We start from the raw sequence: 21966 nt of genomic DNA, 5'->3' as shown, positions 1-21966 counted from the left end.
AGTTTTGTTTATCTCCTTGTCCCCTTGTCCCCTCATCTCCCTCATTTCAAACATTGCTCAATTCCTATTGCGGCGATCGACTTTAATTTTGGCTGGATCGACTGTACTTACAACCTCTTCTAAAGGCAGGGTACGGATATAGTTTTTAAAGATATTAACTTGATAAACCAACTGATTTGTCACATCTAGTCCAGTCAACCAGCCACTCCGGGGATGATAAGCGCCAGTATCTATGTCTAGCCATCCCTTTCCTTGGGCCAGTTTACCAGGAGAAACACCTGGCAGGGTAAAGGTAATGGTGTGACCGATGATAATTTGCTTATCTGGAAAGTAGGGTTTTTCAATGCTGTGAAATTCCTCTCGTATCCAGCACAGTTCATCGGCAGTTTGTTCTGCCACCGACTTGGAAGGGTCAACACCAGCATGAGTTAACCAAATATCTCCCAAGTCAAGGTATGTAGGCAAAGCTTTTAACCAATCCAGATGGTCATCAGGAATTGGAGCCTCTTGGTAACTGGCCACGGTAGCTTGCCCTCCCCCAAACAGCCATGCTTGCATGGTCGAGGAGGAAGTCCTTTCATTCGTCAGAATGCTTAATAACATCTGCTCATGATTTCCCAACAAACATGGGTAGTTATTTTGTTTGACAAAATTAACTACTTGTGCGCTATGAGGGCCGCGATCGATTAAGTCTCCCAGAAAATAGACTCGATCTTCTGACGTGGGGGCGATCGCCTCCAACAGTGTCATTAAACCTTCATAGTGTCCATGCACATCCCCAATTACAATTCGTCTGGGGCTAATTTCGCTCATTGTCTCTTAGCTGCAATAGTTTTGGCTAATACTTCTGCTACAGTTTACGCTGTCTGGTTTCCGCAATGAAAGGTAAAAATACTGGATAATGCTTATTTTAATTTAATTTTTGTACCAGTAATAAACTTAACTTATCAAATATATACAACAGCAATTGTTTTTCAGATATAACTTATAATAACGATGGCGTAAGACTAGCTTTTTCTGCTAATTTAAACTACTTAGCCGAGAATTTAGGCTCTTGCCATATTCATCATTTTTAAGTTCACAATGTCTAATGGTTTTTCTGCTGAAATTAGTTCGCGCATCTGCAAGCACATGAATGACGATCATGCTGATGCTGTAGTTATTTATGCTAAAGCTTTTGGTGGTGTCACAGATGCGAATGCAGCCGAAATGCTGTCAATTGATGCACAGGGTATGGATTTAACAGCGCAAGTAAATGGGGAAACTGTACCAGTTCGCATTCAATTCGATCGTGTTTTAGTAGATGCGGAAGATGCTCATCAAACTTTGATTGCAATGGTGAAGCAGGCGCGGGTTCAGACTAAATAAGAAATGACAAAATAATTGACACTAAATCTGCGATACATTTAATCGCATATTTTTGTATATACGAATCCGATTTGATTTCTGAACTGATTTGCGTAGGTAGGCAATAGGCAAGGGGAAAGAAAGCTTCCTAGTTGTACTGAGTTTTTTCAGAAATAAAATACTAGTTCTATAGCAATACTGAATCATTTGTGAAAAACAAAATCCCCGACTCTGTAAAAGTTGTCGGGAATCTGTGGCTTGGTTAAGCTTAGAGGATGTTTTAAAAGTCATGATTAATGTATCAAATATTTCTTTACCCCACCCTAACCCTCCCCGATATATTGGGGAGGAAACCGGATTTTCTTGTTTCCCACCTTTATAAGGGGGGATTAAGGGGGGTAAGAATTCGATTAAAGTCACAGCTAACTACTTTTAAAACATCCTTTTAGAGTCAAAGCTGTGTTATATCGTAATTAGTGTAAATACTCACCCCGCCAGCCGATACATAATCACTTTTCCTTTCCAATTTTCTTCTACAAATACTAGATGCTCACCATTGGAACGCCGAAAAGCGCGAATACCGTAGGGTATATCAATCCAGCCACTTTCGCTGCCAACTTCTGGGCCTGGTTTTAACTGTTGTACTTGCGCTCCCGTCTTGGCATTGTAGACATATACCTCTGCGGTTTTGACTGTCACGGCAAATACATAGTCTTCCGTCACACTGATTGCTGCTGTAGACACTTCACGCTTACCGGTGCTGTCGTAGGGAATTACAATCCGCCATTTAGGAGTACGATTTCCTTTACTCCAATTGTCAAAACGGGCAATCTCAGATCCAGCAACTCCAGCATCGTCACTAAATGCAGGGCGATCTACCGTAAAACCTGACAAAAACATACTATCTGTTTCAGGGAAATATTCGATCCGGCGCAAGTCGTTAAATATTTTGGGAGTAGTTTGCTTTTCCATCGAACTATAGCTGTAGATGGGGTTGCCTTTAGGATCTATTCCCTGTAAAGAATAATGTCGAATGCCATCTTCTGTTCGCAAAGCTTTCCAAACATCTCCTTTGCTGTCTACCCACCAGCCACCGAGATAAGGATAATCTTTACTGCGATCGTATTCGTTCTTTTCAAATTTGCCATTACCGTTGCGATCGCGCCAGATCCATTCTCCTTTTTCTGGTTGATGCGGTGGCCAATTTCCGGTGATAAATGGTTTATCTGCGCTATTAGTACCAACAAACATGCCGGCGGGGATAGCAACTTTACCATCAGTGGCTGAATTAAAACGATATATTTGCAGAAAGCTGTTATACATATCTGTGAGGAACAAAAACGGCTTCCCTTGAATGCGGCGAACAAAGGTTCCATCTGGAGATGTATGCAGACGTGGATCTTGAGGATATTTGAAAGCATTTAAGGTGTAGGCTTTGTAATTCCATTGCTTACCAGCAGCCTGATTGTAATCCATCAGATAGTGTTCTTGTTTGGTGAATAAATCGACACCATCAGTTTTAGGATCGGCATCTGCATTATCGACGAATATCAATCCCAGCGATCGCCACATTAGTTTTCCCGATGGCGAAAATTTCCGCAAATCTGTTCCTGATTTGTTGAAACCATTACTATTTATATAGATATTGCCGGAAGCATCTGTACCGACTCCGGTAAGTCCGTAAAGTTTCAAATCTCGAACTTCACCAGGAACTCCTGCATAGATACCGCCTTTAGTGCCAAAACTACTCACCTGCACTGGCCGATCTTTGATCTCATAAGTCAACATTTGCTGACGCGGGCCATTTTCTGCTACTAACAGCTTACCTTGATGATTAATAGCGATCGCAGTTGGTTCGACGATATCTGCAATCTGTTGGGGCAATTGCTTTCCACTTTGGGAATAATGTAAAATTTTTGCAGGTTTACTACCATTTTTGCTTTGAATAATCCACAGATTTTTTTGTGAATCGATAGTTATTGCTCCCGGATTAGCAACGGCAAAGCTGCGAAGTTTCTTCATCGTATCAGTATCATAAACACGAATCTGGTTAGCAGCAGAATCACTTACATACAACTCGCTTCCCACAGTTGCTAATCCAGTAACTTCACTTTTAGTACTGGTAATCAACATACTTTTATCCCAACCACGCCCATTCGGAAACGGCGCGGGTTTTCCTGATAAATCATAGCGTCTAACGCTATACCAAGTTGTTCCTTCTGGTGGATAATCTTCTTTTGTATCGCCCCTCGAACCTTGAGTCATGGCAATGTAAACATATTTACTATTTGCGGTTACAGCTTTGCCACCGCCACGACTCCAGCCGTGAGTATCCCCAAGGGCAGCAATAACCTTACCATCTTTATATATTCCTGCCTCCATTGCCGCCTCATCCCAATGACTGTTGGTATAAACTGTGCCATCAGGAGCAACATACATGCCCTCAATATTGTTTTGTACCCGCAGATTTCCACTACCAATAGTGTTACCTATCCACGATGTTTTGTAGTTCAGCGCGGCTGTTTCAGTATTGTTTTGTACCCGCAGATTTTCACTGCCAATAGTATTACTTATTGGCGACATTTTGTGTGTAAGTATGGGTATTTCAGTATTGTTTTTTACCCACACATGTTCGCTGACAATAGTATTATTTGTTGATGAGATTTTATGTTTAAGCGGGTGTATTTCAGTATTATTTTGTACCCGAATATTTTCGCTGCCAATAGTATTATGTGTAAGCGTGCGTGTTCCAGTTGTTGCCCAGTCTGTTGTAATTCCAAGGGTAGTAACAATAACTCCAATAGTCAGACTGAGTAAAAAGTTGAAAGTTTTATTTCTTTGTAAATATTTAGTATTAGATAGTTTTTTGATGTACTGATTGAGATAATGACGGAGTTTTTTGAACTGCGTCAGTAATTTATTTGTCATATAATTTTCAGGTTTTAATTATTTATATACAATCATTGTTTATGAAATCCGTAAAAAAATACAACTATTTTTAAGTGGTTAATATCCGGTCTACGTTTGGGTTGCAACAAAAATGGATATAGTCGAGTAAAGGTATTAATATTTACTTATTTTTACATCATAATAGTAAGCATTAATACAAAAATCTTCTATGTTTCTTGCTTTATACCAGCTTTGCTTCCTCCCTATATAGCATTCACATTTCTGAATTGATAGGTATCATATATAGCTATATCAGTGTTATCTGGTTAATAAAAACACAGGTTTAAATCCTTGTTGACGTTGATATATAAATAGTTTATAAATTGATTTTATATACAAAAATTATTATTGGTAATGTGTACTCATAAATTCTATTGATTCAGGTTTAGATACAGATGTAAAAGCGCAGAGATATGCGCTTGTTTTAGTATATTTATAGGCGATACATAGTGGAAAATAAACTAGAAAACTTTACTTCATCATCTGCATCTATTCTCACTCTGGGATTAGGCTGGTTTCCCAAAAGTCCCGGAGGATTAGAAAGGTATATTTATGAACTAACTCATAAATTAGCAGCAAATCAAGACCAGATTGAATTATGTGGAATTGGTCTACCAGAGGCTGAGATAAATTCGCCCATTAAGCTGACTAACTTGGCGAGTCCCGATAGTGCTATTTGGCAAAGATTATGGTCAATTCGCACGAATTTCCAGAAAACAAGAACTAGCAAACCAGATGCTATTAATTTGCACTTTGCATTATACAGCTTTCCTCTTTTAGATATTTTGCCAAAGGGAGTACCAGTTACTTTTAACTTTCATGGCCCTTGGGCTTCTGAAAGTCAGCAAGAGGTAGTTAATAAAAATCTCAGTCTTTTAATCAAGCACTGGTTAATAGAAAAAAACACTTATAATCGTTGCGATCGCTTCATTGTTTTGAGCAAAGCATTTGGGAAAATTTTACACGATCGATATCAAGTACCGTGGAGCAAAATTAATATTATTCCCGGTGGAGTTGATATTAATTGGTTTCAACCAAATTTATCACCCCAAGAGGCTTGTGCAAAGCTAGACTGGCCTAGTAATCGCCGAATTATATTTACATCACGCCGCTTAGTGCATCGAACCGGAGTTGACAAATTATTGCAAGCTGTAGCTATAATTAAGCCCAGAATACCAGATGTTTGGCTGGCGATCGCAGGTCGCGGTCACATTCAAGCTGCACTACAACAACAGGCTACAGAATTAGGACTAGAAGACAACGTTAAATTTTTAGGTTTTCTTCCTGATGAACAATTACCTATAGCTTATCAAGCTGCTGAATTGACTATTATGCCTAGCCAATCTTTTGAAGGATTTGGATTAGTAATAGTTGAGTCTCTAGCCTGTGGTACTCCTGTTTTATGTACTCCAGTTGGGGGAATGCCAGAAATTTTATCAGAATTTTCACCCGATTTAATTACTACTTCAACAGAAGCATCAGCTATTGCTGAAAAATTAGAGCAAGTGCTTTTGGGTAATCTCCCCATACCTTCACAATCGGCCTGTCGCCACTATGCTACCACACACTATGACTGGAATCAAATTGCCCAGCAAGTACGGAATGTTTTATTAACTTAAACAAGTAATTTGAAGAAATTATAGGGGCACTACATGAGCCAAGTTAGATAAAATAGAGGTTTAATGAAAATACTTTTCTTAGATCAAAGCGGTAAACCAGGCGGTGCCGAATTATGTTTAATAGATATTGCTAAACCTTATGGCGATCGCGCTTTAGTAGGTTTATTTGCAGATGGCCCATTTAAACATTTACTACAACAAAATTATATCCCAGTAGAAGTTCTCGCAACTCAAGCAATCCAAGTTCGCAAAGAAAGCAGTTTGCTACAAGGATTCAAGAGTTTGGGACAACTTGCACCTTTAATTACTAAGGTAGTTAAAAAAGCGCGTGAATACGATTTAATCTATGCCAACACCCAAAAAGCATTAGTTGTCGGTGCGTTGGCAAGTTTTTTCAGTCGTCGCCCTCTGGTTTATCATTTACATGATATTCTTTCCAAAGAACATTTTAGCCCAACTAATCTTCGTATTGCTGTTAACCTAGCTAATCGTTTTGCATCATTAGTAATTGCTAATTCTCAAGCTAGTCAATCTGCCTTTGTACAAGCAGGAGGACGCCCAGACATCATCGAAGTTGTTTATAACGGCTTTAATCCCAAAAATTATCAAACTGATGAGTCTGACATTCAGAAATTACAGCAAAAGTTAGGATTAGAAGGGAAATTTGTCGTTGGACACTTTAGCCGTCTTGCACCTTGGAAAGGGCAACATATTTTAATTGATGCCCTTGCGAAATGTCCGCATAATGTAATAGCAATTTTAGTGGGTGATGCACTGTTTGGCGAACAAGATTATGTCCAACAGTTGCACCAACAAGTTCGTGAACTGGAATTAGAAAATAGAGTCAAATTTTTAGGATTTCGTTCTGATATTCCCCAGTTAATGGCAGTTTGTAACTTGGTGGCACATACCTCTACTTCACCAGAACCTTTTGGTAGAGTGATTGTAGAGGCAATGCTATGTGAAAAGCCTGTAGTTGCAGCCAAAGCTGGAGGTGCAATGGAATTAGTAGAACATGGACTTAATGGTTTTTTAGTCACACCAGGAAAACCCCAGGAACTTGCACAAGTAATTACTACCTGTTTACAGGAGACGGAAATAACTGCAAATATAGCTAAGAATGCCAGGATTACTGCTAGTGGGCGTTTTGATATTGCAACTATTAATCAGCAAATTTTCCAACTGCTGTCTGATATCATGTCCGCTTAAATAGACATAATACCCGTGCTAACCCCACCCAGCTAAAGCATAGCTTTTACTTTCTTCCTCACTTGCAAAGGGGTGCTTTTATGATTGATAATTAGACGGGCATAATAATATTAAAAATTAGTACAGCCTTGCACAAGTTTGCAGCGAATCGAATTTAAAAACTTTGCCTTAGTGTGCGAATATTTACACCAAGTTGCTGTATTTAGCAATGCTCTATGTCATATAAATAGTGTAATTCAGAACACTGACTAGAAAAAACTCTATCTTATATTGTTATTTCTATAAATGATACAACAGAAATACATTTAACAATCTTCTGCGACTTTCAACTACCCACATTTGGTAGATAAAAAGATTTTGCTGACCATAACGCTGTATTATCAAAATACATCGCAATACACAACACCCAAGGCAAACGCATCTAAATTACTCTCGATCGCAACCAAGGTTAAGAACCAACGACAAAATCAGCATTTCTCATTTGGTTTAGTTTCCAAGACTCAAAGCAATATCTACGACAGGCTGTGACGCTCCTGCGGACGCTCGAGTACTCGCTACCGCTTCCTAACGCTAACGCTACGCTATCAGTGACGCTAAATTTATGTCAATAAGCGGGGATTAATGCGACTATTTTCGAGCCATTGAGAATAAAATCCTTTTGTTGACATGATGCGTTTGCCCTGACACAAGACCGAATCAAACAGATAAGGAACACAAATATTATGCCTTCAACTACAACTTACGCTTACGATGCTGCTGGCAATGTGATATCTGAGAAGATAGACAACAACAGTGATGGGATAATAGACTCAGTTATTACCTACCGCTATAACCAGACATCCTTTAGCGAAGACAACAATGGCGACGGCATAGTTGATTATGCCGAAACCTCTACTTATGATGCCAACGGCAACAAAACATCCGAAAGCCAGGACTACAGCGGCGATGGCATAGTTGATTATGTCTATACCTCTACTTATGATGCTAACGGCAAGTTGACATCGTATAGCGGTGACATCAACAACGATGGCATAGTTGATTTTGTCTCAACCTATACTTATAATGCCAAGGGCAAGCGGACATCCTTTAGCTCTGACATCAACAACGATGGCATAGTTGATACAGTCGAAACCTCTACTTATGATGCCAACGGCAAGTTGACATCCTTTAGCAATGACTCCAACGGCGACGGCATAGTTGATTTTGTCTCAACCTCTATTTATGATGCCAACGGCAACCGGACATTCTTTAGCGAAGACTCCAACGGCGACGACATAGTTAATATAGTCGAAACCTTTACTTATGGTGCCAACGGCAAGTTAACATCCAAAAGCGGTGACTACAACGGTGACGGCATAGTTGATTATGTCGAAACCTCTACTTATGATGCCAACGGCAAGTTGACATCTACGGAAAGCTTCAACGGCGACGGCATAGTTGGTAGAGTCTTAAGCTATACTTATGATGCCAACGGCAACCAGACATCCTTTAGCCGTGACTCCAACGGCGACGGCATAGTTGATTATGTCGAAACCTATACTTATGATGCCAACGGCAACCAGACATCCTTTAGCGAAGACTCCAACGGCGACGGCATAGCTGATTATGGCTACACCTCTACTTATGATGCCAACGGGAAGTTGACATCCAAAAGCTATGACAACAGCGGCGACGGCATAGTTGATTATGTTGAAACCTATGATGCCAACGGCAACCAGACATCCTATAGCCGTGACGACAATGGCGACGGCATATTTGATTATGTCTCAACCTCTACTTATGATGCCAACGGCAACTTGACATTCTCTAGCGAAGACAACAATGGCGACGGCATAGTTGATTTTGTCACAATTGATAATACTTATGATGCCAACGGCAAGTTGACATCTTCTAGGCGTGACAACAGCGGCGACGGCATAGTTGATTTTGTCTCAACCTATACTTATGGACGCACATCCGCCAGCTATGACTTCAACAACGATAGTGTAACTGATGCAGTTGGTATCTACAGCTACGATTTGAGCGGCAAGCTGATTTCACAGAAGATTGACAACAATAATGATGGTATCTTTGAGCGAGTGACTGCCCTAAGTTACGACGATAACAACAGACTAGCTGCACAGCTAGCTGACCTGAATAATGATGGCATCGCTGAGGAGATTACCACTTACAACTACGATGCCAATGGCAAAGTAACTAGCGCAGATATTGACAGCAACAGTGATGGCACTACTGATGCAGTTGCCACTTATCTGTATGATGCCAATGGTCAACTTCTCAGCAAGACCACCACAGAAGGAACTGTGCCAAACCAAAGCTTAAATGGTGGCAATGGTGCAGACACGCTCACTGGTGCGGCTGGTAACGATCAAATTAAAGGCAAAAACGGTAACGATCAACTCCTTGGATTAGCCGGAAATGACAAACTAGTTGGTGGTAACAGTAATGACATCCTTAACGGTGGCGCTGGGCGTGATACCCTCACAGGCAGTTGTGGCGCTGATAAATTTGTGTTCAATAGTCTGAGTGATTCGCTGCTGTCTGGCTTTGATAAAATTACTGATTTGAAAATCGATGAAGATAAAATAGATGGGCTGTATGCAGTTGACGCTACTAATTTAGTTCAACTTGGCACTGTTGCGAGTCTAAATCTTTCCGATGTACAGCAGATATTGAGTGCAACTGCTTTTGTGGCTAAAGGTGCGGCAACTTTTACCCTTGATACAGGCAATAAGGGGCAGACTTTTTTGGCACTCAATGATAACACTAATGGATTCTCTGCCCTCACGGATGCTGTGATTGAAATTAGTGGCTACAAAGGTAACTTAGCCTCCTTAGCAGTTGTCTAATCAAACTACGCTTCAGGTGTGACTATAAACCAACTAATTCACGAGATTCAAAATCAGAAAGTTGTTGAGCGATCGCTAATCTTGCTTCCAACTTAGCTACACTAAACTGGTTACGCAGATATTCCAAATGGGCGATGGCATTTGCTTTCTCGACAGTTAATCGAATTTGGGTGTCTATTGCTTTCTGATATTCCTGATTCACAAGCAACACCTCAAAGCGGCGAGCCTTGCGTTGAGCATCATTTTTCAAATCCATCTCAAAGGCGGCGGTGCGGTCTGCATTGCCTTCAAATCGGTTAACTTGGTGCTGCACTGCCATCAACTGAGAATCTATTTCATTAGCCCGTTGGGCAGCTTGGGCGATCGCAGCTGGATAATGACTCAGTTGCATCATTTAATAATTTTCCTCTCAGGTCAATAATGTAGTGTTTAAGTATAAGACCAACCCTTGAATTTATTTACCAAAAGGCTGTCACAGAGCAGTTTTACACTTAACTCAGCTTGGTGGAAGCTATATATATATTATAGTCCAAATGTATTGAATTAGGGGAGAAAAAGCGATGCCTGAAGTGCAGGTATGCCAATTATTTTCCTCTAATTATTTACAATCATTTTCCTAATTTTTCGCTAAAATAAAGTTAAAATAAACTCTCAAAAATTTTTATCTTTACTCTGTATGAGCTAACTTTTTAAGTTTTTGAAATTAGCTTTAGACAAAGGAGTAAAAATGAATATCGATCGTCATTAATTTCTAGAGATGTCTTTTGAATAACACTATTAATTTTGCCTTTTAAGATTAAGTCCGCCCATATACCCATGACTTATTTAGCCGTCAGACTGAAGTCTGCGGCTAATAAAGTAAGCCTGCATAAGCAGGCTAATTATTTTCTGCTAAATTCTACACTTTAGCTCAAGCTGCTTCCCGCAGTTGTGGTTGTGACGGCACACTCACCTCTGGAAATGAAAGCGAGAGTTGTTCGGCTTGAGGTACTGCCGCTTGCTGCAAAACTTGAACTTCAATATTCACGCTGACCAAATAACTACCTGTATCAGCACCAACTGCTTCGGCAATGAGTTTAGCAATGTCTGGGCGTTTGGCAGTCAGCGGGTCACGTAAAATACACCGATCCCATTCATGCTTGGCAGTCGGATTGAGGTTGAGAATATAATGCTTCATCATCGAACTAACCCTTGAATCCATCTTCCAGAAGGTTTTCACAGAGCCATTATGCATTTGGCTAGGCTTTGTGGACGCTATATCTATTATAGTATATTTGTACTAAATTGAGCGATATCTGAGTCAGAAAGTAGGAAATATATCATGTCTAGCTAATTGCTATATTCCCTAATCTATGCGGAAAGCTCAAAAATCCCTTCGCTCTTTGGTCTTACAACAGTTTTCATCTATTTGAACCACACTTGTCGTAGGGGCGCAAGGCCCATTGGTGTCAACTTAACTCGAAACCCGCTTGGTGACAACGTTTTGCTCTCACCCCCAGCCCCTCTCCCATCCGTGAGAGGGAAACTAGACATTCAATTCCCCTTGTCCTTTGGGAAAAGGGATTAGGGGATGAGGGTGTAAGGGATTTGCAAAACGCCTGTCTGATATAGTTTTCGGCTTAAGTTTACACCAATGAAGGCTTTATGCCCTTAGCGCGGGACACGATTAAGCCGTTCCACATTTAACTTGCATAATTAGCGTAGGCTTTTCGGTCTATGCCACAAGAGTTATATAAATAAATTAGATGTCGTTTAGCTTATAAATCATTCGTAAAAGCGTATAGGTGTGTCTTAGCTATATTCCCGTGCTACATCCAATTAGTTAAAGGACTTCTAACAAATAATCAAAGCGCAATGTCTAGGATGGGTAAAGCCAACGCCAAATTTATCTATTCCTTTCTTCTCTAATTTAGTGATGTCTCTAAATTCTTAATCCCAGAAAATCTGCCTATAGGTAAATTCTAATACAAAGGTATTGCAACTAAGCTTACAAAGCAACACCTTATATTTATGTAAATCGCTATATGGTAGATATCTATATTATTGACCTATTTGTAATTGGTCTACTTTTACTGATGGTAACTTTAGGGTCGGGTTGGATTACTCGCTTACCCCTTTCTTTTGCCATCATCTACCTAGTGGTTGGTATTTTTTTAGGCCCTTATGGCTTAGGGCTGATTGAATTACGTCGAGATGACGTTTTTAATACCGAACTGCTGGAGAAAATAACAGAACTTGTCGTAATTATTTCTGTGTTTAGCTGCGGCTTAAGAATTGTTCGGCCTCTAAAATTAGGGGTTTGGGATATTACAGTGCGATTGATTGTATTTCTGATGCCAATTTCAATTTTTGCTCTGGCTGTTGTGGGTAAATTCTTTTTAGGAATGAATTGGGGAGAAGCAATTTTATTAGGAGCAATTCTTGCACCTACAGATCCAGTATTAGCATCAGAAGTACAATTGACCAGTGCAAATGACCAAGATGAGTTGAGATTTGGTTTAACCTCTGAAGGTGGATTAAATGATGCTTTAGCTTTTCCCTTTGTTTATTTTGGTCTTCATGCTTTAAAAGATGACAACTGGGGTAACTGGTTTAAACAGTGGATTACAGTTGATTTGATCTGGGCGATCGCATCTGGCATTATTATGGGAATTATTGTTGCCAAATCTATAGTTTGGATTGAACAAAAAATTCAAAAACGCCGTCCTGCCGATAAGTTAATGGAAGACTTTACTGCTATCAGTACAATTCTCATAACTTATTCCTTAACAGAAATGGTTAATGGCTATGGATTTTTGGCGGTATTTGTTGCTGGCTTAGTTGTCCAACGCAGTTACAAAAATTCTGAAAAACCGATAGAACAATTAGAATTTGTTGAGCAAATCGAAAAACTACTGGAAGTTGGGACAATTTTACTATTGGGTTCAATATTATTATTGAAACCAATACTCAATTATGCTATGCAATCTGTGTTAGTAATAGTTTTGTTATTCTTGATCGTCAGACCTTTAGGAGTTTGGATTAGCACAATAGGTAAACGTCCTCTAGATTCACGCCGCCGAACCTTCCACCCAGGAACTCGGTTGTTATTTGGATGGTTTGGGATTCGCGGTGTTGGTTCTTTATATTATCTAGCTTATGCCTTTGGTCATGGTTTGAAAGGTGAGGCAGCCGAACAAATTGCTTGGATAACTTACACTACTATTGTAGCCTCGGTAATTGTGCATGGCATTAGTGCAACTCCATTAATGAAGTGGTATGAGCGCAATTTTGCTAACAATAAAAATACTACTCCTCCCACCACAATAGATGAATTTGAGTGAAAATATTTCTTGTATGTAGCGACTGTCTTGAAAGTCGCTACAATTTAATTTTCTGAATTTGCTTCAAACCAGAGAGGCGCTTTGATTCTTAAATTCTAATTTCTTTGTAATAAAGCGGTTCAGGTTCAGTCTATATTCCCTATTTTCCTGTCACTTTTTCAATAACTTCTTTCGCTTTTTCACCAAAACTTTCTGGGGGATTTTGTTCTTGTTCAGCCTTCAAATTTCTTTCGTAAGTCTTCTCTATAGTATTAAGATTTTTTGAATCTTTTATTGCTTGCTCATAAGCTTCTTGTCGTTCTTCTTCTTGAATACCAACACCTGGGTCAAATTCGTTAGCACGATTAATTTTTTCTTCAGAATTTGGTTTATACTCTGGAGGTATTAGTTTTAATTCTTCAAGAGTAGTTGCGTGACTAGTTTGCTGAACAAAAATGAAAGAACCTGACAAGCTGATGAAAACCATCAAGCCAACAACCAAAAAGCTTGAACGTAATGTTTGTTTTAAACTTAATAGAATTTTTTGCATGAAAAAAATCTCCTAATCTTTTTGTTATGAGGCTTTTGAGGTAGAAGATAGATTGAATATCTTAGGCTCACAGGCATCCTAAGTGTTTAGGTACAGTTCTTTCTTCTACCTCAAGGTATATTAATTTTTAGCTAGGGTAATCTTATTCACAAGACTAAAATCCCCGACTTCTCTAAGATGTCGGGGATCTCGTTGTTCTCAAATGATTTAGTAGGAGGACAAAATTGTGCCACCTTACCCGTGTACTTTTTTTAAATGATAATCCCTATAGTCAAAGATTGTTGTGCTTACTAACAATACCATCTAGAACTCAACTTTTGGACTAATAGTTCAAATCGACTCAAGTAGACTGATATTTTTACTTTTCGATCGGATAGACACTTATGACCAACTATGATTAATTTTTATTCCTCGGCTTTGCATTACCTCTTCAAATAAATTTGTTGGTAATGCTTCTTCTACAGGAAAAACTCCAGGTTTTTTGAGTTTACCTTCTAGCAATAATTGGGCAATACTACCTGTGCCACAACCAGAAGCCACAGCAGTATTTTCATGCACGACAGTTGAGCAATAAACGGCTGTTTCACCATTTTTCTGCCCTGTAACCTCAGAACGAACTGCTACTCCAATTCCACTAAAATTATTAGTGACATCTGTCATTGAATGGCTGACATGAGACAGAAATTCAATCATGTAACGACGCTGCATTAACCACTTGGGAAAAACGTGTGCCGCAATCCAAGTTAGATGATTATAAAAATCTGGAACGGAACCAAACTTAGTAATTACAGTTTTCACTGATGGGAATGCATGGGGCAGTGTAAAGGTTTCTGGCATATCAAACCAGTAAACTCCGGTGCGTCCATATGGAGGTGGAAACTCAACTACTTCTCTTTCACTATAAGGCTTGACTATTTCCCATTTTCCATCTATCCAAGTCTCAAAAGGATACTGCAACCCAAGAAAAGTTGTCCGCATCACTGTAATGCCAGCACCACCAGAACCACAAACTAAATAACTTAAATGAATCTTTTCTGGTAGCTGAAATTGTTCAATTCCCTGACGTACCATGCTGTTAGAAATACCAGGAAAAATGCCAGTATTAATAATTGCTGTCACGCCAGCAGCAGCAGCTTTTTCATGATAATTCAGAGCTTTGCTGGTATAAGACCGATGGTCGCTAACATCTAGATAATTAACGCCTTCAGCAATACAGGTTTCGAGAACATTAGTATCTCGATAGTGAAATGGCCCGGCACAATGGATGACTAAATTAGAGTTTGCGATCGCATCTCGCAATTTGTCAACTTCTGCCAAGTCCAATACCAAAAACTGCACTTGTCCTCCTGAAGACAAGCTTACAGCCTTCCCAAACTCCGCAGAACGTCCAGTAATCGTAATTTGAGCCTGCGTATGGGTAGCGAGATCCTGAGCAACACTGCTACCAATCCGCCCTCGTCCACCAAGAATTAAAACGCTGTCTGTCATTACTCCAGCATTCGCAACACTAACTTAATTTGACCAGTTTTGTGTCCTGTTTGCCATCGGTTATAAGTATGACTTACCTTTCAATCAAGGCAGAGTTTTCAATTATAGTTAAATCTGCCTTCTTCACGCCTCAATTTGCCTAACTACTGTTAGCGCTGAATAACTCACCCCAGCAGTACCTTCGCCGGGATGGGTGGAGTCACCAACTAACCACAAATTCTGGATTGGTGTTCGATTGGCGAACCCAAAGGGGCCAAAGGTGGGAATCCTTTGACCGATGCCACCAACTATACCGCGATCGCGGGCTGTGAAATGGGCAAAGGTGCGCGGTGTTGCGGCTTCTTGATGAATAATAGTTTCTGGTTTGAGATAGAAATATTGGGCAAGACGAGCGATCGCTTCTTGGGTAAACTTTTCTTTTAGTCCTTCATAATCATCAGTCTGCCACCACTGTGCGGGATCGACAAAGGAAGAAGCGATAATTGTCGCTTTCCCCTCCGGTGCGCGACCATCTCCAGGATGACTGACGGAAACAAACAGGGAATTATTTTCACCAATGGGGCCATTGACATCATACAGAAATTGCAGGTGGGGAGGACACCCAGGTGGAATCGCGCTGGCATCTACACCCAAATACACCACAAAAGCACCCGATGCTTGGGACAATTTTTTCACCCGATTTTTATATCCAGATGGCGCTTGTTCTCTCAACAACTGCACCAAATTTTGCACGGTGACGTTGCTAACTATGTGGTCGGCTGCTTCTGTCCAAACTTCGCCAGTTTTCTGATTTCTAATCACAATAGCAGTAGCTTTACCGTTTTCTACTTTGATTTCTTCTACTGTGTGGCGCATCAACAGTTTGCCGCCATCTCTCTCTAAGGATTGTACCAAGCGATCGCTTAATACTTGCATACTTCCCTGGAGGTGAAACAATCCTTGGGGCAGTTGGGATACACTCAAGGCTGTGGCGGCATAAAGTAATGCTGTCTGTTCTGCATCTACCTGGGAGTATAGCTTCAGTTGCAAATCTAAAAAAGTCCTCAATCGCTGGTCATTTCCCAGTCCGCACAACCGTAAAGCATCTCCTACCGTAAACAAGGTGAAGGGTACGGTAATTAATGTACTCGGACGCACCGCCTGAGTTAGCTGCCACAAATCCCATAAATTACGCGGTGGTAGCACCGGGTCGCGTCCTTGAAATTCCCAACTAGCAGCAAATAAAGTTGCCATCAACTGCCAAAACGGTTCGCTACCAGGAAACTGTTTTTGTCGTTCCTCTTGCCATTTCTCCTGGTCGCGCCAAACGTTGATAGGTGTGGTTTCCCCAGGTAAATACACTGCACAAGCAGGGTCGCAAGGCGTTGCTTCCGGTAAATCTATGTCCAATTCTGAGAAAATGCGGTGGTGAATTCCCCCTGGTTCTAACCCCGCCACCTGAGTTGCGCCCACATCAAAGGTAAATCCTTGGCGTTTAAACGTGGAAGCACAGCCTCCCGGTACGAGGGCTTGATCCAAAATTAAGACACTGTAACCTCTATGAGCTAATAATGCCCCAGCAGTCAGTCCACCTATTCCCGCACCAATAACGACGACATGAGAGTTACTTTTGTCAAGAGAAATGCTGGACATTGATTATTTTCTTTAAAATTCTTAATACTTTTACTTATAATTTTACCTTAATCTCAAATTTGAATGGGGTCGAAGGGTGCTAGTGTACACAAGTCATCGAATTACCCCCTTAATCCCCCCGATATATTGGGGGAAACCGGAAAATCTGGTTCCCTCCCCTTTATAAGGGGAGGGTTAGGGTGGGGTAAATTTACCCCTAAATGCAAGTGAGTAGACTGTTTCAAACTTGTGTATACACCATAGCCTTACTAAGGAGAGGAACAGATTTTGCGTAGCATAACCTTTCTTAAGGTATCTCAGGGGTTGCACGATAAATCTTAAATGGCCTCATCAAAAATTTGTATGTACACGGGGGTTAAGGGGGATCTAAAAGTGCCTATATTCACAGCAAAACACTTTTCAAACAACCTCTTAATTTGACACGCTACCCTAAACCCAAAAAATTTGAAATCAACGGCAATAGATTGCTGCATTGTTCAACCAACTTTGTAGCACTGGGTAAACTATAAATTGTTCCTTTTAAAATCTTTACAGCCGTTTTCGCCGCCTTTTGCATCGCCCCCTCTTGAGGATTTTTCCCAGCTTCTGCTAAAGCTTTCACTTGTTCTAATGCCTCAGCTTTATCTTCTGGCGGTAAATTTGTATCAGCCTCAATTGCTGCTTGCAATTGCGTCAACAATTCCTTAATTCCCGGTTTATCAGGTTCGGGAGACGCTGGTAACTCGTTGATGGTATTTGTTACCGTACCGCTAATATCGCCTAAATTTAAAGCTTGTCCACTTGCATTAAAATCTCTACCAACGCTACCAATTTCAATTTTACGGCTGGCATCATTACTGTTAGTCATATTTTTATTCTCAACTTTATTGTCAACTTGAACATTAATCGGCTTATTAGCTAATAATCTTACAATCTCTGCCATCTCTCCACTTTGTTGGCGATAAATGACTATTTGCTCATCTTTAGCTTGTAATTGTGCTTTATATTTTTCTTCTACAGCTTCCAATGCCAGTTGATAACTTTGTGTAAAATCACTATGAATCTTTTCTTTATCAGCACCATCAGGTACACCAACTTTAACAACTACTACGCCATCACCTTTATTTTCAATACTCTGTAGAGCTAATTCTGTGTCTGCATTTTGGTCTTGCACTTTTTGGAAGGCGCTAACAAAAGCTTTCCAGTCTATCCCGTTGCGGAAAATCAAATCAACAGTATTTAAAACCTCTTCAACCAGCTTAGTAAATTCTCCTGGTTGAAATTCGCCACTACTGGGACGGCGTTCGCGGTCATCGGTTCCTAGCCTGGAATATTCGAGAAGATAGATAAAGCGACAATCTACATTATGTAACTTGGTTGTACTGTCAATATTCCATGCTTCTATACAAGCACCAGTCATGTGAGCGCTGGTAAAATTAGTATATATAGCTTGAGTAATAGTTAGGTTTGCCCATTCTAAACAAGCTCTCTCAAAAGTGGCTGCAATAATATCAGCACCTTTAAGATTAGCCTTACTCAGGTCTGCATCTTTCAGATTTGCACCTTTTAGGTTAGCACCAGCATAAGATTTTCCCCTACCATTGCAGGTGACAAGCAAGTTGAGAACACTGCGGTTAGCCAGTATAGTGTCGTCTACTCTGGCAAAGTCTAGTTTTTTGGCTTCATAAAAACGAGTAAGTGTTAGGTTTGCTTTCCTAAAGTCTGTGTTTTCGAGAATTGCACCAGTAAAATCAGCATTAATCAAGTTAGCACCATAAAAACTTGTACCGCCTGTAGCAGCAAAGGTATTAACAACTGAATCAAACCAAGCGTCTTGATCACCTCTACTTGGAATCCTCCATCCAATCAAAACATTAAATAATATAGACGCAACGCTGATGGCTAAACCAAAGACAATGGCTAAACCTTTGGGTGATGTTCTAATTACAGAAAAATCTTTGGGAAAGGCAACAACTAAAATAGCGACTACGGGTGAGACAAAGACAAGAATGACGGCTACAATTCTTAAACCTGCCATTAAATTCTTGCGAAGAGTGACAATATAAAAAACTGCTACAACAATAATGCAGACTAAACTAATGAATACGTTTCCAGTGTATCTAGTATCAAAAATAAAGGCTGCTGATAAACCAAGACTGATTGAATAAATCACTCCTTGTGCTAACAGTATTAATGCGACTATGAGCAACACAATTAGCCAACGCCGCTGTAGTCCAGCTTTAGCACCTGTAAAATCAGCATCTTTAAGAATCGCGTTGGTAAAATCTGCTCCTCTAATATCCTTACCGCTAAAGTTAGCCCCAATCAGGTTTTGACCTTTAAAAGAGCGACCTCGGAGATTTTGACCGGAGTAGTCTGGCGGCATAATCGCGTCAGCAAGAGATTTTTACAGAGATTTTATACAACTTTACTCTGCAATATTTCGGATTTTGGGAAAATAAAGAAAATACAAAAATTTTGGATGTAATACGCGGTATAAGAGCATGACTGCCTGCCTTTACCTTTGAATGCTTAAGGTATCATCAGCAATATTGAAGTTGGTGTCACCATACTTAAGCTGTAGTTATGAATATTGCAACTGTAGCAGTTCCACAACTTATGGGAGCAGCTCCCGAACTTATGAGAGCAACTCCCGAACTTATGGGAGTAGCTCCTGAACTTACGGGAGCAACTCCCGAACTTATGGGAGCAACTCCCGAACTTACTGGAGCAGCTCCCGAACTTATGGGAGCAACTCCCGAACTTACCGGAGCAGCTCCCGAACTTATGGAAGCGGTTTCACAACTTACAGGAGAGTTAAATTAAAGATATGCTTTTCTAGGCGAAGCAAAGTATGCGCTATCAAGTTGTACTTGCCAACTTAATGTTTTGACCGAATTCAGCCGCATCACTCACTGGTTCTGAATACAAAGTAAACAACTCACTCAAAACTTCTTCCCCTGCAATTTCTCCAAGGCTGGTAAATCGTTCTAGCTTGCTTTTATCAATGACTTTACGATCAGGCGTTGTATTGCTTACATCCATACCAGGCGATCGCTGTCTTTATCCCCCTATATAGTATACAAAGACTACTATCTACATCTCTACTTACCAATTAGATACATTGAGCGACAATGCACAGATTATACGTTTGACGCTCAAAGAATTGGATCGAGTTGCACCGAATTCAATCGTACTTATCGTTAGCAAGAAGAGTGGATGTACTTACGCGGATTGCGTAGGCGTAGCCCGTCGTAGACATCGCTTTATAACTTTTTGTAAAGATTGCATAGGAAAGTACGTAAAGTTATTTGCTTGATACAGAGAAATTAATAGAGATTTCCTTTAAAGATGAAATTATATGTCAGTATCAGCTTCTTTAGACCTGTCTAAAACTTTCTTCCTCAACAGCTTATTAGAAGCTAATCAGACAATTTATTTAGATTTCGACGGCAATATCACCTCTGGTACTATCTGGAACACAAGTGAACGTCCGGCTAACATTATCACCCCTGCCTTCGACTTCGACGGCGATACAGCATCCTTTAGCTCGGCTGAACTTGAAAGAATTCAGTATATCTGGCAGCGCGTCGCTGAGGATTTCAGCCCATTTAATGTTAATGTCACAACGCAGGCTCCAGCAGATATTAACGATCTGATTAAGAGCGGCAGTGATGATACTCGCTGGGGGGTGCGTGTTGCGATCGGCGGTAGCACTTACGATTGGTATGATGAAGCAGTCGGAGGAGTCGCCTGGCCTGGTTCTTTCAACTGGAATAGTGATATTCCTGCCTTTGTTTTTGCTAAAGATACGTTCGGTAATCAGAAGTATACGGCTGAACTTATCTCTCATGAAGTAGGTCATACCCTGGGACTCGAGCATGATGGACGAATAACCCCCGATGAAGACTACTACGAAGGACATGGTAGTGGAGAGACTGGCTGGGCACCGATCATGGGAGCAGCGTATTACGACGAGCTAACCCAGTGGAGTAAAGGCGAGTATGCTTCTGCTAACAATACCGAGGATGATTTGCAAATTATTACGACCCAAAATGGGTTCACCTACCGAGCCGATGATTGTGGTGATACAATTGCGACAGCAAAGCCACTAACTATTTCTAGTACGTCTGTCAGTGGTAGTGGCATCATTGAGCGCAATACAGACCTAGATTTTTATAGTTTTGTCACAGGTTCTGGTCTGATTAGCTTGACAGTGAATCCTTTTAGTCCAGGGCCAAACTTAGACATTTTGGCAGAGCTATACAATTCTGCTGGTACCTTAATTGCATCGTCCAATCCAACAGATTTACTATCTGCAAGTATTACAGCAAATGTCGTTGCTGGAAATTATTACCTCAAAATTGATGGTATAGGAAAAGAAGATCCTCTTGCAACTGGCTACACGGATTACGGCAGTTTGGGGCAGTACTTTATCAGTGGTACTCTAAACTTTCCTAATATCCAGCGATGGGCAACTGGCCAAGGCGGTTTTTGGGATGCTCAAAAATGGCTAGTCGGCAATTTTAACGCAGATGGGAAAGATGATTTAGTCAACGTCTTCAATGATGGGGGTCTAGCCAGTATCGATACTCACTTATCTAATGGTGGGAGTTTTGATATCCAGCGATGGGCAACTGGCCAAGGCGGTTTTTGGGATGCTCAAAAATGGCTAGTCGGCAATTTTAACGCAGATGGGAAAGATGATTTAGTCAACGTCTTCAATGATGGGGGTCTAGCCAGTATCGATACTCACTTATCTAATGGTGAGAGTTTTGATAGCCAGCGCTGGGCTACAGGCCAAGGCGGTTTTTGGGATGCTCAAAAATGGCTAGTCGGCAATTTTAACGCAGATGGGAAAGATGATTTAGTCAACGTCTTCAATGATGGGGGTCTAGCCAGTATCGATACTCACTTATCTAATGGTGAGAGTTTTGATAGCCAGCGCTGGGCAACTGGCCAAGGCGGTTTTTGGGATACTCAAAACTGGCTAGTCGGCGATTTTAACGCAGATGGGAAAGATGATTTAGTCAACGTCTTCA

General features: G+C 40.6%; 16 protein-coding genes. 7 read left to right on the top strand and 9 right to left on the bottom strand.

Annotation, left to right across the window (positions count from 1 at the left end; translation table 11 throughout):
* Nucleotides 1-57: 57 nt before the first annotated feature.
* Nucleotides 58-813 carry a metallophosphoesterase family protein gene (locus RMZ42_RS29955; protein ID WP_322674837.1) on the bottom strand — a complete coding sequence of 252 codons (756 nt, stop codon included), beginning with the start codon at nt 811-813 and terminating at the stop codon, nt 58-60.
* Between the two features lie 270 nt (nt 814-1083).
* Between RMZ42_RS29955 and RMZ42_RS29950 the strand changes: the two genes are divergently transcribed.
* Nucleotides 1084-1368 carry a DUF2470 domain-containing protein gene (locus RMZ42_RS29950; RefSeq protein WP_322674836.1) on the top strand — a complete coding sequence of 95 codons (285 nt, stop codon included), beginning with the start codon at nt 1084-1086 and terminating at the stop codon, nt 1366-1368.
* Between the two features lie 465 nt (nt 1369-1833).
* Here the strand turns inward: RMZ42_RS29950 and RMZ42_RS29945 are convergent, their stop codons facing one another.
* Entirely contained in the window at nt 1834-4275 is a 2442-nt protein-coding gene (locus tag RMZ42_RS29945; RefSeq protein ID WP_322674835.1) for a hypothetical protein, read from the bottom strand.
* A 470-nt stretch (nt 4276-4745) separates the two neighbouring features.
* Here RMZ42_RS29945 and RMZ42_RS29940 point away from each other — a divergent pair, with 470 nt between their 5' ends.
* From RMZ42_RS29940 to RMZ42_RS29930, 3 genes are all read left to right on the top strand, one after another.
* Complete coding sequence (locus tag RMZ42_RS29940) at nt 4746-5915, top strand: glycosyltransferase family 4 protein (RefSeq protein WP_322674834.1); 1170 nt, start codon at nt 4746-4748, stop codon at nt 5913-5915.
* Between the two features lie 63 nt (nt 5916-5978).
* The gene (locus RMZ42_RS29935; protein WP_322674833.1) at nt 5979-7124 is read left to right on the top strand and encodes a glycosyltransferase; all 1146 of its coding nucleotides are present in this window, start codon (nt 5979-5981) and stop codon (nt 7122-7124) included.
* A gap of 722 nt (nt 7125-7846) precedes the next feature.
* A complete protein-coding gene (locus RMZ42_RS29930) occupies nt 7847-9973 on the top strand; it encodes a bluetail domain-containing putative surface protein (protein WP_322674832.1) in 2127 nt (708 codons plus the stop codon).
* A gap of 22 nt (nt 9974-9995) precedes the next feature.
* On the opposite strand, the gene RMZ42_RS29925 is transcribed toward RMZ42_RS29930, so the two are convergent.
* Entirely contained in the window at nt 9996-10367 is a 372-nt protein-coding gene (locus RMZ42_RS29925; RefSeq protein WP_322674831.1) for a hypothetical protein, read from the bottom strand.
* 516 nt (nt 10368-10883) lie between these two features.
* A complete protein-coding gene (locus RMZ42_RS29920; RefSeq protein ID WP_069069307.1) occupies nt 10884-11153 on the bottom strand; it encodes a hypothetical protein in 270 nt (89 codons plus the stop codon).
* 844 nt (nt 11154-11997) lie between these two features.
* On the opposite strand from RMZ42_RS29920, the gene RMZ42_RS29915 reads away from it, so the two are divergent.
* Nucleotides 11998-13296, top strand: a complete 1299-nt coding sequence (locus RMZ42_RS29915) for a sodium:proton antiporter (protein ID WP_322674830.1) — start codon at nt 11998-12000, stop codon at nt 13294-13296.
* A gap of 139 nt (nt 13297-13435) precedes the next feature.
* Here the strand turns inward: RMZ42_RS29915 and RMZ42_RS29910 are convergent, their stop codons facing one another.
* The 4 genes from RMZ42_RS29910 to RMZ42_RS29895 form a co-directional block, all read right to left on the bottom strand.
* Nucleotides 13436-13825 (bottom strand): hypothetical protein, encoded by a 390-nt coding sequence (locus RMZ42_RS29910; RefSeq protein WP_322674829.1) that lies wholly within the window; start codon nt 13823-13825, stop codon nt 13436-13438.
* Between the two features lie 381 nt (nt 13826-14206).
* Nucleotides 14207-15313: a saccharopine dehydrogenase family protein gene (locus RMZ42_RS29905; RefSeq protein WP_322674828.1), complete on the bottom strand. Its 1107-nt coding sequence runs from the start codon at nt 15311-15313 to the stop codon at nt 14207-14209.
* 123 nt (nt 15314-15436) lie between these two features.
* On the bottom strand, nt 15437-16945 hold the full coding sequence (gene crtD, locus RMZ42_RS29900) for a C-3',4' desaturase CrtD (RefSeq protein ID WP_322674827.1): 1509 nt from the start codon (nt 16943-16945) through the stop codon (nt 15437-15439).
* A 424-nt stretch (nt 16946-17369) separates the two neighbouring features.
* Entirely contained in the window at nt 17370-19310 is a 1941-nt protein-coding gene (locus RMZ42_RS29895) for a pentapeptide repeat-containing protein (RefSeq protein WP_322674826.1), read from the bottom strand.
* A 200-nt stretch (nt 19311-19510) separates the two neighbouring features.
* On the opposite strand from RMZ42_RS29895, the gene RMZ42_RS29890 reads away from it, so the two are divergent.
* Nucleotides 19511-19750: a hypothetical protein gene (locus RMZ42_RS29890; RefSeq protein ID WP_322674825.1), complete on the top strand. Its 240-nt coding sequence runs from the start codon at nt 19511-19513 to the stop codon at nt 19748-19750.
* 36 nt (nt 19751-19786) lie between these two features.
* On the opposite strand, the gene RMZ42_RS29885 is transcribed toward RMZ42_RS29890, so the two are convergent.
* Nucleotides 19787-19969 carry a hypothetical protein gene (locus RMZ42_RS29885; protein WP_322674824.1) on the bottom strand — a complete coding sequence of 61 codons (183 nt, stop codon included), beginning with the start codon at nt 19967-19969 and terminating at the stop codon, nt 19787-19789.
* A 316-nt stretch (nt 19970-20285) separates the two neighbouring features.
* Here RMZ42_RS29885 and RMZ42_RS29880 point away from each other — a divergent pair.
* Nucleotides 20286-21966 (top strand): zinc-dependent metalloprotease family protein (locus RMZ42_RS29880; protein WP_322674823.1); only part of this gene is annotated, 1681 nt, incomplete at its 3' end.

It is taken from the genome of Nostoc sp. DedQUE05 (genome assembly GCF_034530955.1).
Taxonomy (GTDB): Bacteria; Cyanobacteriota; Cyanobacteriia; order Cyanobacteriales; family Nostocaceae; genus Nostoc.
Note: the sequence above shows the minus strand (reverse complement) of the source record. Positions and strands in the feature narration are given on the sequence as shown.

Coding starts and splice junctions, on each gene's coding strand:
- RMZ42_RS29950 (WP_322674836.1), top strand. CDS start 1,084: ATGTCTAATGGTTTTTCTGCTGAAATTAGTTCGCGCATCTGCAAGCAC.
- RMZ42_RS29890 (WP_322674825.1), top strand. CDS start 19,511: ATGAATATTGCAACTGTAGCAGTTCCACAACTTATGGGAGCAGCTCCC.
- RMZ42_RS29925 (WP_322674831.1), bottom strand. CDS start 10,367: ATGATGCAACTGAGTCATTATCCAGCTGCGATCGCCCAAGCTGCCCAA.
- RMZ42_RS29945 (WP_322674835.1), bottom strand. CDS start 4,275: ATGACAAATAAATTACTGACGCAGTTCAAAAAACTCCGTCATTATCTC.
- crtD (WP_322674827.1), bottom strand. CDS start 16,945: ATGTCCAGCATTTCTCTTGACAAAAGTAACTCTCATGTCGTCGTTATT.
- RMZ42_RS29915 (WP_322674830.1), top strand. CDS start 11,998: ATGGTAGATATCTATATTATTGACCTATTTGTAATTGGTCTACTTTTA.
- RMZ42_RS29935 (WP_322674833.1), top strand. CDS start 5,979: ATGAAAATACTTTTCTTAGATCAAAGCGGTAAACCAGGCGGTGCCGAA.
- RMZ42_RS29910 (WP_322674829.1), bottom strand. CDS start 13,825: ATGCAAAAAATTCTATTAAGTTTAAAACAAACATTACGTTCAAGCTTT.
- RMZ42_RS29895 (WP_322674826.1), bottom strand. CDS start 19,310: ATGCCGCCAGACTACTCCGGTCAAAATCTCCGAGGTCGCTCTTTTAAA.
- RMZ42_RS29930 (WP_322674832.1), top strand. CDS start 7,847: ATGCCTTCAACTACAACTTACGCTTACGATGCTGCTGGCAATGTGATA.
- RMZ42_RS29885 (WP_322674824.1), bottom strand. CDS start 19,969: ATGGATGTAAGCAATACAACGCCTGATCGTAAAGTCATTGATAAAAGC.
- RMZ42_RS29920 (WP_069069307.1), bottom strand. CDS start 11,153: ATGATGAAGCATTATATTCTCAACCTCAATCCGACTGCCAAGCATGAA.
- RMZ42_RS29905 (WP_322674828.1), bottom strand. CDS start 15,313: ATGACAGACAGCGTTTTAATTCTTGGTGGACGAGGGCGGATTGGTAGC.
- RMZ42_RS29955 (WP_322674837.1), bottom strand. CDS start 813: ATGAGCGAAATTAGCCCCAGACGAATTGTAATTGGGGATGTGCATGGA.